The sequence below is a fragment of the Actinomadura sp. WAC 06369 genome (assembly GCF_003947565.1).
Classification (GTDB): domain Bacteria; phylum Actinomycetota; class Actinomycetes; order Streptosporangiales; family Streptosporangiaceae; genus Spirillospora; species Spirillospora rifamycini.
The window spans coordinates 26,045-36,192 of record NZ_QHJN01000079.1; the positions used below are offsets into that span (position 1 = coordinate 26,045).

At 73.5% G+C, this 10,148-nt stretch carries 8 protein-coding genes; 5 read left to right on the plus strand and 3 right to left on the minus strand.

Annotated elements, in window-relative coordinates:
- Positions 1–18: 18 nt before the first annotated feature.
- Both DMH08_RS21565 and DMH08_RS21570 read right to left on the minus strand, forming a co-directional pair.
- Positions 19–1,401 carry a PH domain-containing protein gene (locus DMH08_RS21565; RefSeq protein ID WP_233617723.1) on the minus strand — a complete coding sequence of 461 codons (1,383 nt, stop codon included), beginning with the start codon at positions 1,399–1,401 and terminating at the stop codon, positions 19–21.
- Positions 1,402–1,517: 116 nt separating this feature from the next.
- Positions 1,518–2,078, minus strand: a complete 561-nt coding sequence (locus DMH08_RS21570; RefSeq protein ID WP_125617311.1) for a PH domain-containing protein — start codon at positions 2,076–2,078, stop codon at positions 1,518–1,520.
- A 218-nt stretch (positions 2,079–2,296) separates the two neighbouring features.
- On the opposite strand from DMH08_RS21570, the gene DMH08_RS21575 reads away from it, so the two are divergent.
- Positions 2,297–3,301 (plus strand): ATP-binding cassette domain-containing protein, encoded by a 1,005-nt coding sequence (locus tag DMH08_RS21575; RefSeq protein WP_125617313.1) that lies wholly within the window; start codon positions 2,297–2,299, stop codon positions 3,299–3,301.
- Positions 3,298–4,107, plus strand: a complete 810-nt coding sequence (locus DMH08_RS21580; RefSeq protein WP_125617315.1) for an ABC transporter permease — start codon at positions 3,298–3,300, stop codon at positions 4,105–4,107. Before DMH08_RS21575 ends, DMH08_RS21580 begins: the two co-directional genes overlap by 4 nt.
- 102 nt (positions 4,108–4,209) lie before the next feature.
- Here the strand turns inward: DMH08_RS21580 and DMH08_RS21585 are convergent, their stop codons facing one another.
- Positions 4,210–5,517 (minus strand): NAD(P)/FAD-dependent oxidoreductase, encoded by a 1,308-nt coding sequence (locus DMH08_RS21585; protein ID WP_026400675.1) that lies wholly within the window; start codon positions 5,515–5,517, stop codon positions 4,210–4,212.
- A 452-nt stretch (positions 5,518–5,969) separates the two neighbouring features.
- Between DMH08_RS21585 and DMH08_RS21590 the strand changes: the two genes are divergently transcribed.
- The 3 genes from DMH08_RS21590 to DMH08_RS21600 form a co-directional block, all read left to right on the plus strand.
- Entirely contained in the window at positions 5,970–6,551 is a 582-nt protein-coding gene (locus DMH08_RS21590) for a YbhB/YbcL family Raf kinase inhibitor-like protein (protein WP_034516391.1), read from the plus strand.
- Between the two features lie 213 nt (positions 6,552–6,764).
- Positions 6,765–8,693 carry a hypothetical protein gene (locus tag DMH08_RS21595; RefSeq protein ID WP_125617317.1) on the plus strand — a complete coding sequence of 643 codons (1,929 nt, stop codon included), beginning with the start codon at positions 6,765–6,767 and terminating at the stop codon, positions 8,691–8,693.
- A gap of 187 nt (positions 8,694–8,880) precedes the next feature.
- Positions 8,881–10,148 (plus strand): SulP family inorganic anion transporter (locus DMH08_RS21600; protein ID WP_267898564.1); only part of this gene is annotated, 1,268 nt, incomplete at its 3' end.

Here is a 10,148-nt window from a genome sequence, read left to right on the forward strand (position 1 = left end):
GCCCCGCGGGCGGGGCGGTCACTTCTCCAGGAAGGGGCGGACCCAGTCGGGCGTGATCTCGGCGGCGAACGCGACCGCGTCCTCCTCGGACATGTCGATCGCCGGGTAGCCGCCGTCGCCCGCGCCCACCGCGACGTCCAGGGTCGCCAGGCCCAGCCGCCGCTGGAACAGCGTCCGCCGGAACCGCCAGCCGACGATCGCGCCGTGCTCCACCACCACCTGGCGCCGCTTCAGCGATCCCGACCGGACGCTCAGCCGCCCGCCGTCGGTGACGTGCCCGAGCTGCCGGTACCGGTCGAGCCCCAGCGGCACCGCGAGGAGCGCCAGGACCGCGCACGCCGCCGCGATCCACGGGCGTCCCGCCGCCACCGCCAGCACCCCGACGGCCCCCGGCGGCGCGACCGCCCGCACCACCCGGCGTCCGCGCGCGGCCCGCGGATGGCGGCGCAGCGGGCCGGGCACCGCGCCCACCACCCGCGCGGCCAGCTCCTCCGCCACCGGACGGGGCGCGGCGGGCAGCAGCCGGCCCCGGTGCGCCGCGTCGCCGAGCCCGGTGACGAGCGCGCCGAGCCGCCGGACGCCGCCGAGCCGCTCCAGCGGGTTGTCGGCCAGCTCCACCCCGCGCAGCCTGCGGCGCTCCAGCGTCACGCTGCGCCGCGTGGCCAGCCCGCGCTCCGCGACGATCGAGCCGTTCCGCTCCGCGACGGTGAAATCCCAGTTGAACAGGCTGAACGCGATCACCGACATGACCGGCAGCGCGAACAGCGCCAGCACCGCGAGCGCCACCACGGCCGCCGCCGGCAGCCCCACCACCTCGTGCCCGACGGTCTCGACGCGCTCCCGGGTGATCAGACCCAGGTCGTCGCCGAGGTTGTAGAGCGTCCCGAGGAGGCTGCCCGCCAGCGCGAACGGCGTCAGCAGGTACGCGCCGCTGAGCGGGGCGTACACGAACCAGCGGCGCCGCATCCGGGCCAGGACGCGGCGCGGCGGCGCCCCGCCCCCCGCCGGCTCGTCGGCCGCCCGGTCCAGCAGCACCCGCCGCAGCCGCTCGGCCTCCCGCCGCGAGACGGCGTTCAGCGTCCCCTCCCCGCCCTCCGAGCCGGCGTCGACATGGACGACCGCGAGGCCCAGCGTCCGGTGCGGCAGCGACGTGCTGACGTCCACGCCCCGGATGCGGTCGCGCGGGATGCTCTTCACCGACCGGCCGATCAGCGTGCGGCGCAGCTCGATCCGGTCGTCGCGGACCGCGTACGTGAACGTCGCCCAGCCCGCCACGTGGAACACCAGGCCGATCCCGAGGCCCGCGAGGGTGAAGTAGAACGCCGTGGACAGCCCGCCCACCACCAGGCCCGTCGCCCCGGCCGCCAGCAGCGCGATCAGCTCCCGGACGGCCCCGACCACGAACGTCAGCGGATGCAGCCGCCGGACCCCCGTCTCGCCGGACGCCGATGAGTCCGGGACGTCCGGCGAGTCGGAGACATGTGGGGTTTCCGCTTCGTCAGGTGTTCCGCGCGGCGTCACGTGGCGTCGTCGCGGAGGTCGTGGGCCCGGTGGGCCAGGTCGTCCGCCAGCCGGGTCGCGACGCCCGCCGGCAGGCCGGAGACCTCGGACGAACCCGTGTGGGAGGCGGTGTTGATCTCGATGGTGGCCAGGCCGAGCAGCCGCTCGATCCAGCCCTGCTCGGTGTCGACGGTCTGGATGCGGCTCACCGGCACCAGCAGCCATTCGCGGCTGAACCAGCCCGTGCGGGTGTACACGACGTCGGCGCTGACCTCCCAGCGGTGCACGCGGTAGCGCCAGACGGGCGCGACCGTCACCATCAGCAGCCCGGCGGCGCCCACGACCCAGGGCAGGACGCCGACGCGGTCGGACAGCCAGCCGGGAAGCCACTCGGCCCGCGCGTCGCCGAGCCAGGCCGCCACGCCGAGCGACAGGCCGAATCCCAGCCCCCACAGCAGCAGGTACTCGATCGCCCAGTGGGCGATCGCGCGCCGGGACACGCGGTGCGCGGGCGCCCGCAACCGCGGCGGGTGCGGCCTCCCGCCGTCCCCGTGCAGGTCGCGCCGCACCGACGTCACACCGCGAGTGTAAGGGCCCCGGCGCGTCCGGGCGCGGGTGCGCGGTGGCGATCAGCGCCGTGTCAGCGTTCTGTCAGACCCGGATGCGAAGGTGAAGGGACGCCGAGCGCAGGCGGCGGGGCGGCGAAAACCGAATGCTTCCGGCTCGGGGCAGGTCGTAGGTTGGCGTGTCCGCGCGCGGGGCACAGTCCGGCACACCACTTTTCCTAGGAGACCTCATGTCCTACGCGATCCAGGCCGAGGGCCTGGTGAAGCGGTTCGGCGACACTCAGGCGCTGGCGGGCGTCTCGCTCACCGCCCAGGCCGGAACGGTGCTGGGCGTGCTGGGGCCCAACGGCGCCGGCAAGACCACCACCACGCGGATCCTCGCCACGCTGATCGAACCCACCGAGGGCAGCGCCCGGGTCGGCGGCTTCGACGTCGTCCGGGAGGCGCACAAGGTCCGCCAGCTCATCGGGCTGACCGGCCAGTACGCCGGGGTCGACGAGATGCTCACCGGTACCGAGAACCTCGTGCTGATCGCCCGGCTGCTCGGGATGTCGCGGCGCGACTCCAAGGCCCGCGCGGCGGAACTGCTCGACCGCTTCCAGCTCACCGACGCCGCCGAGCGGGCCGCGAAGACCTACTCGGGCGGGATGCGCCGCCGGCTCGACCTGGCCGCGAGCCTCGTCGGACGGCCGCAGATCCTGTTCCTGGACGAGCCGACCACCGGCCTCGACCCGCGCAGCCGGAACGGCCTGTGGGACATCGTCCGCGGCCTGACCGACGACGGCGTCACCGTGCTGCTCACCACGCAGTACCTGGAGGAGGCCGACCAGCTCGCCGACGACATCATCGTGATCGACCGCGGCACGGTGATCGCGCACGGCACGTCCGACATGCTGAAGGCGCAGGTCGGCGGGCAGGTGCTCGAGGTCCGCCCGATCAAGGAGAGCGACGCCGACGCGGTCGCGCGGATCGTGGGCGAGCTGGCCGAGACCGCCCCCGAGTTCAAGGACGGCCTGGTGGCCGCGCCGATCACCGACCCGGGCCTGATGCCCGCCGTGGTCCGCCGCCTCGACGAGGAGGGCGTCACCGTCGGCGAGATGTCGCTGCGCAAGTCGAGCCTGGACGAGGTGTTCTTCGCCCTCACCGGCCACCACACCGACGACGCCGAAGCCGAGGCGCAGGACGCGGCGGGCGACGCCGGCCGGGCCGCGGAGAAGGAAGGGATTTCCCGATGAGCACCGCGACCGCTCCCCCGCCGAACCTGTCGAAGCGGGTCTCGCCCGGCACCGGCGCCCGCAACGTCGCCACGCTGGCGTGGCGGAACCTGGTGCAGATCAAGCACAACCCGATGGAGCTGCTGGACCTGTCCATCCAGCCCATCATGTTCGTGCTGCTGTTCGCCTACGTGTTCGGCCCCGCGATGGCCGGCAGCGTCGAGGCGTACCTGCCGGTGGTCATCCCCGGCATCATCGCCCAGAACGCCCTGTTCGCCGGGATGAGCACCGGGTTCGGGCTCAACACCGACATCACCAAGGGCGTCTTCGACCGCTTCCGGAGCCTGCCGATCTCGCGTCTCTCCCCGCTCGCGGGGCGGATCATCGCCGACACCGCCAAGCAGGCGTGGTCGATGGCGATCCTGCTGCTGGTCGGCTTCGCGATCGGGTTCCGGATCGAGACGGGCGTCCTCGCCCTGCTCACCGCGTTCTTCCTCCTGCTGGCGTTCGCGGTGCTCTTCTCGTGGATCTCGGTCTTCATCGCGATGATGGTGAACGAGCCGGAGAAGGTGCAGATCTTCGGATTCGTGGTGATCTTCCCGCTGAGCTTCCTGAGCACCGCGTTCATCCCGACGACCGAGGGCATCCCCGGCCCGCTGGCGTTCTTCATGCGCAACAGCCCGGTGACGCAGCTCGTCGAGGCGATGCGCGGCCTGCTCGTCGGCGGCCCCGTCATGGACCACGCGCTGATCGCGCTGGCCTGGGGCGTCGGATTCTCGCTGGTCTTCGCCCCCCTCTCCCTCCGCGCCTTCAAGAAGCGGGCCTGAGGCACGGCCCGTCCGCTCGGATCGGGGTGCAACGCCGGACGCCCCGGCGGTCGATCGACCGCCGGGGCGTCCGGCATTCGGGTCCGCGCTGCGCGGAGCGGGTCAGGCGGCGTTCTCCTTGGCCTTCGCCTCGCGGAGCTTCTCGTCGTCGAGCGCGGCGAGGATGAAGTCCGCGCGCGGCTGCTCGACCGTCGCGAGCGAGACGGTCTCGCGCTTGAGGAACAGCGCGAGCGTCCAGTCCGCGATGACGCGGATCTTGCGGTTGAAGGTCGGGACCATCGCGCCGTGGTAGCTGCGGTGGAAGAACCACGCCGGCCAGCCCTTGAGCTTGAAGCCCATCGGGTTCGCGACGCCCTTGTGCAGGCCGAGCCCGGCGACGGCGCCGAGGTTGTTGTGCACGTACGGCTTGAGCGTCTTGCCGCGCAGCGACCGGACGATGTTGTCACCGAGCAGCTTCGCCTGGCGCACCGCGTGCTGGGCGTTCGGCGGGCAGAACTGCCCCTCCTGCGTCAGGTCCGGGATCGCGGCGTTGTCGCCGGCGGTGAACGCCCGGACGAGGCCCTCGACCGTGAGGTACTCGGTGCCCTTGACGCGGCCGCGCTCGTCCACCGGCAGGTCGCCGCTGCGGACGACGGGCGACGGCTTGACGCCCGCGTTCCAGACGAGCGTCCCGGCGGGGAAGCGGCTGCCGTCCGACAGCTCGACGATCTCGTCCTCGGCCGACTGCAGGAACGTCTTCATCTTCACGTCGATGCCGCGGCCGCGGAGCTGCTCGGCCGTCCACTTGCCCATGTCCGGGCCGACCTCCGGCAGGATGCGGTCGGCGGCCTCGACGAGGACGAACCGCAGGTCCTCCGGGGTGACCTTGCGCATGTACTTGGTGGCGTCGCGCGTCATGTCCTCGAGCTCGGCGACCGCCTCGACGCCGGCGAACCCGCCGCCGACGAAGACGAACGTCAGCGCCTTGCGGCGCAGCTCGACGTCGTCGGTCGACTCGGCGATCTCGAGCTGCTCGAGCACGTGGTTGCGCAGGTGGATCGCCTCGCCGACCGTCTTGAGGCTGATCCCGTGCTCGGCCAGGCCGGGGATCGGCAGCAGCCGCGGCACCGCGCCGGCCGCCATGACCAGGTAGTCGTAGGAGATCCGCTCCGGCGGCCCCGCCAGCGGCTGGACGATGGCCCAGCCCTCGTCGTGGTTGAGCTCGGTCACCCGGGCCTTGCGCACCGTGCACTTCGGCAGGACGCGGCGCAGCGGGACGACGACGTGCCGGGGCGAGATGTTGCCCGCGGCGGCCTCGGGAAGGAACGGCTGGTACGTCATGTACGAGTTGGGGTCAACGATGGTGACCTTGACCTCACCCCGCTTCAGCTCCTTGCGGAGCTTCTTCTGCAGGCGAAGCGCGGTGTACATGCCCACATAGCCGCCACCCACGATGAGGATGTGGGGAGCGCCAGGGGTCTCCTCGGCGGTCCTGGCCATTGCGGCCCTCCAATGTCACGGTCGGCTTGTGAAGACATTCACAAACTACTCGATGAATGCTCCTTGCACCAACCCACAACCAGGAAAGATCTACAAAACTTCCCGGTACGGCAAACTAGACCGCTGCAAGGGCTGTGAACTTCACCACTCCTTCGCGCGGTTCTCGACGATCGGGCATGAAGTACGCATGACGCACCTCACATCCGTCCGACCGGTGGACGCCTCCGCCTCGCGGCCCGAAAGTCCCGACCCACCGCCGCCGAACCCCTAAGGTTGGGGCGGACGAGGGAAGGGAAGGGGGCGCCGCCCGCGCGGGCATCCGGCCGGGACGAAGTCGGACCGGCGGAGCGCGCCGTGCGAACTCGCGCGGGAGCGTATCGATGATGAGCAGAAAACGGCGTCCGGTCCTGGCCGCGGCGGCCGCGCTGGCGCTCGCGGGCACGCTGAGCGGGTGCGGGCTGATCGGCGGCCCCGAGCAGGAGAGCGCCGAGCTGTCGGAGTGGTTCACCGTGACCAGCCCGGTCTTCCGCGATGGCGGCGTCTTGCCCACGCGGTACGGCTGCACGACGTACCCTGGCGGGCAGGGCAAGACCCCGCCGCTCATCTGGTCGGGGGCGCCGGCGAACACCCGGTCGTTCGCGATCGTCGTGGACGACCCGGACGTCGAGGGCTCCTACGTCCACTGGGTGATCGCGGGCATCGACGGGACCACGCACGAGATCGTCGAGGGCGCCAGGCTGGACAACGCCGTCGAGGGACTGACCACGGGAGACAAGGTGGGCTACGCACCGCCGTGCCCTCCGCGCGGAGAACGGCACCTGTACCGGTTCACCATCTACGCGCTCGACAGCGAAGCGCCGTTCGACGAGAGCGCGCCGCTGGACGAGTCGCTCGGCGCCATCGCCGAGCACACCGTGGGCCGGGGCCGGATCACCGGGAACTTCGGCGCCGAACGGGCGCGTTGACCGTGGGACCTGGCGGCGGGTCGACGACCGGCGGGTTCGACCGATCGGTGCGGACCGTGTGAGGGTGTCTATGAGCACTAAGGGTGTGACAACGGTCATAGCGGTCGGACAGAATCGGACCGGCTCCGAGGACGGCCGGCCGTCGGCGGCGATCGGGACGGACCACGCGTCCGCGCCGGCGGCGCTCGCCGGGCCAAGGCATTGGGTGGTGGCATGACTTCAGCAATCGTGGTCTTCGGCCTCTTGGTCGTCGTCGTCCTCGTCGTCGTCCTCGTGGTCCTGGGTCTGCGGGCGAGCAAGGCGGGTCGCGACGACGACGACTGGATGGACGACGAGCAGCCGCAACCGCGCGGCCGCCGCGGCGCCGCGCAGCAGGACGAGATGAACGGGCCGGACGACTACGGCTACGACGACGGCGGTTACGGTGCGCCCGCTCCCGGCCCCGACCGCCGCGTCGCGGGCGCGGGTGCCGGCGCGGGCGGCCCGCTCGCCGCGCCCGCGGGCCAGCAGGGCCCCCCGGCTCCCCCGCCCTCCGGTCAGGCGTCCGACGAGATGGAGGACGACGACTACTGGGCGACGATCACCTTCGACAAGCCCAAGTTCCCCTGGCAGCACAACCAGGAGGGGCAGCGTCCCGACGGCGACCACGCCGCCGACCCGCTGCACGCGCAGGGCGGCGACGACGGTTACGGCGACCAGTACGGCGACCAGCAGTACGGGGACCAGCAGTACGGGGACCAGCAGTACGGCGACCAGTACGCGGACCAGTACGGCGACCAGCAGTACGCGGACCAGCAGCAGTACGGGGACCAGTACGGCGACCAGTACGCCGAGCAGGACCCGCAGGTCCCCGACCACGGGATGAACCAGACGGTCACCCTGGGCCAGGAAGGCGGTGCCTTCGGCGCCCCGGGCGGCCCCGGGCAGGGCCCGCCCAACCAGGGCCCGCCCGGCCCCGGCGGTCCCGGCCAGACCGGCGGCCAGCCCGCCCCGACCGGCCCGCAGCAGGCCCCCGGCGGCCCCGGCGGGTTCCAGGGCGGCTCCCCGTTCGGCGGCGGCGACCCGGGCGCGACCGCGCTCGACCCGATCCCCGCCGACCTGGCCGGCGGCCCCGGCATGCAGGGCGGTCCCGGCGCGCACGCCCCGTTCGCTCCCGGCGGGCCCGACCAGCACGTCTACGGCGGCCAGGACGCCCAGCCCGCGTACGGCTCCGCCGAGCCGCCCTTCGGCGGACCCGAGCAGCAGCCGCCGTACGGCGGCGACCGGCAGCAGCCCTACGCCGAGCCGCAGCAGCCCGGCATGCCGCCGGAGCCGGCCCCGTACGGCCTCCCCGAGCAGCCGCAGCCCTACGGCGGCGACCCGCTCGCCTCCGGCGGCCGTCCGACGCCCGCGTCCCCGCCTCCGGGCCGTCCGGACGCCTTCGACATGCCGCTGGGCGCCTCCGGCCCCGGCTCGACCGGCCCGAACCAGGGGCCGGGCTCCACCGGCCCGAACCAGGGCCCGCCCGCGCCGCCGCCGTCCGACCCGCTGGGGCTGCCCCTGGGCCGCACCGACGAGCCCGCGGCGCCCGGCGGCTCGGGGCCCGACACCGACAACCACAAGCTGCCGACGGTGGACGAGCTCCTCCAGCGCATCCAGAGCGACCGGCAGCGCTCCTCGGGGCCCCCGTCCGGGGACTCGGGCGGCTCGTCCTACGGCGGGCCCCTGGGCGACCCGCTCAGCGACCCGCTCGCCACCGGTTCCTACGGCGGCTCCACCGGGGCCGGTCCCGGGACGGGCCAGGGCTCGTCGACGGGTCCCTGGTCCCCCGGCGGCGGCCTCGGCAACTCCGGCGGCTACCCGCAGGGCGGCCAGAGCGAGGGCTACCCCGCGTCCCCGTCGTATGGCGAGGGCAACCGCTACGACGACCCGCTGAGCGGCGGCCGCGACGCCTACGGCGGCGAGTCCGGGTCCGGCGGCGCCGGCGCCTACGGCGACTTCAGCGGGAGCAGCTACAGCGGCAACGACCCGCTGTCCGCCCCGCACGACCCGGGCGCCCAGAGCGGCGACCCGAACTCCACCCAGGCGTACGACCCCGGATTCGGCCGCCAGGGCGGCTACCAGGGCGACGACTGGGAGAACCACCGCGACTACCGCCGCTGAGGGCGCCCGCCGCGTTGCGAGGGCCGTCGGACGAACCGTCCGGCGGCCCTTTCGCGTTGCCGTGACCTACCCCACTTAACGGCGTAACGGTACGTAAGGGATGTCTACCCTCACTGTGTCGGAGTGCGAGTCGATATCGCGCTTCAACGCTGGTTATATACGTTGAGTGACATCAAACACACTCAACGTGTCCACTTTGCGGCGCGACGTGCTCGCGTCGTTCGTGGTCTTCCTCGTCGCACTGCCGCTGTCCCTCGGCATCGCGGTCGCCTCCGGCGCCCCGGTCGCGGCCGGGCTCGTCGCCGCCGTCGTCGGCGGTGTCGTCGCCGGCGCGCTCGGCGGGTCCCCGCTGCAGGTCAGCGGTCCCGCCGCGGGCCTGACCGTGATCGTCTTCAGCCTCGTGCAGGAGTACGGCTGGCGCGCCACCTGCACCATCACGCTGCTCGCCGGGGCGCTGCAGCTCGCGCTCGGCGCCGCCCGGGTCGCCCGCGCCGCGCTCGCGATCTCCCCCGCCGTGGTCCACGGCATGCTGGCGGGGATCGGCGCGGTCATCGTCCTCGCCCAGGTGCACGTGGTGCTCGGCGGCAACCCGCAGCAGTCGTCCCTGGAGGACCTGCGGGAACTCCCCGGGCAGCTCGCCGCACCGCACACCCACACGACGCTGCTGGGCGGCCTCACCATCCTCATCCTGCTCTGCTGGAGCCGACTGCCGAAGCGCGGCCGGTTCGGCGCGCTGCCGCGACTGGTCCCCGGCCCGCTGCCCGCCATCGCCGCCGCCACCGCGGCCGCGTGGGCGCTCGGCTGGGAGACGGCCCGCGTCGACCTGCCCGCCTCGCTCATGGAGGAGTGGGCGCCGCCGGTCCTGCCGCACGGACCGCCGGGCGGGATCGCCGGCGCCGTCGTCTCCGTCGGCGTCGTCGCCGCCGTCGCGTCGCTGCTGTGCGCCGTCGCGGTCGACCGCCTGCGGCCCGCCGGCGTCCCGCGCTCCGACCTCGACAAGGACCTGCGCGCCCAGGGCGTCGCGAACATGGTGTCGGGCTTCCTCGGCGGCCTGCCGATCGCGAGCGTCATCGTCCGCAGCACGGCCAACCTCCAGGCGGGCGCCCGCACGCGGCTGTCGTCCGTCCTGCACGGCGTCTGGGTGCTGGTGCTCGCCCTCGCCTGCGGGCCGATCATCGAGCAGATCCCGCTGTCCGCCCTCGCCGCGCTGCTCGTCGTGCTCGGCTGCCGGCTGATGGACCTCGCGCACGTCCGCGACCTGCGCCACCACCGCGAGGCCCCCGCCTACTTCGCCACCCTCGGCGGCGTCGTCCTCCTCGGGCTGGGCAAGGGCGTGCTGCTCGGCATCGGCGTCATGGCGGTCCTCGCGCTGCGCCGGCTCACCGCCCTGACGGTGCGCTCGGAGCAGCTCGTCCCCGCCCCCGGCGACGGCCAGGTGACCGTCGAGGCGGCGGG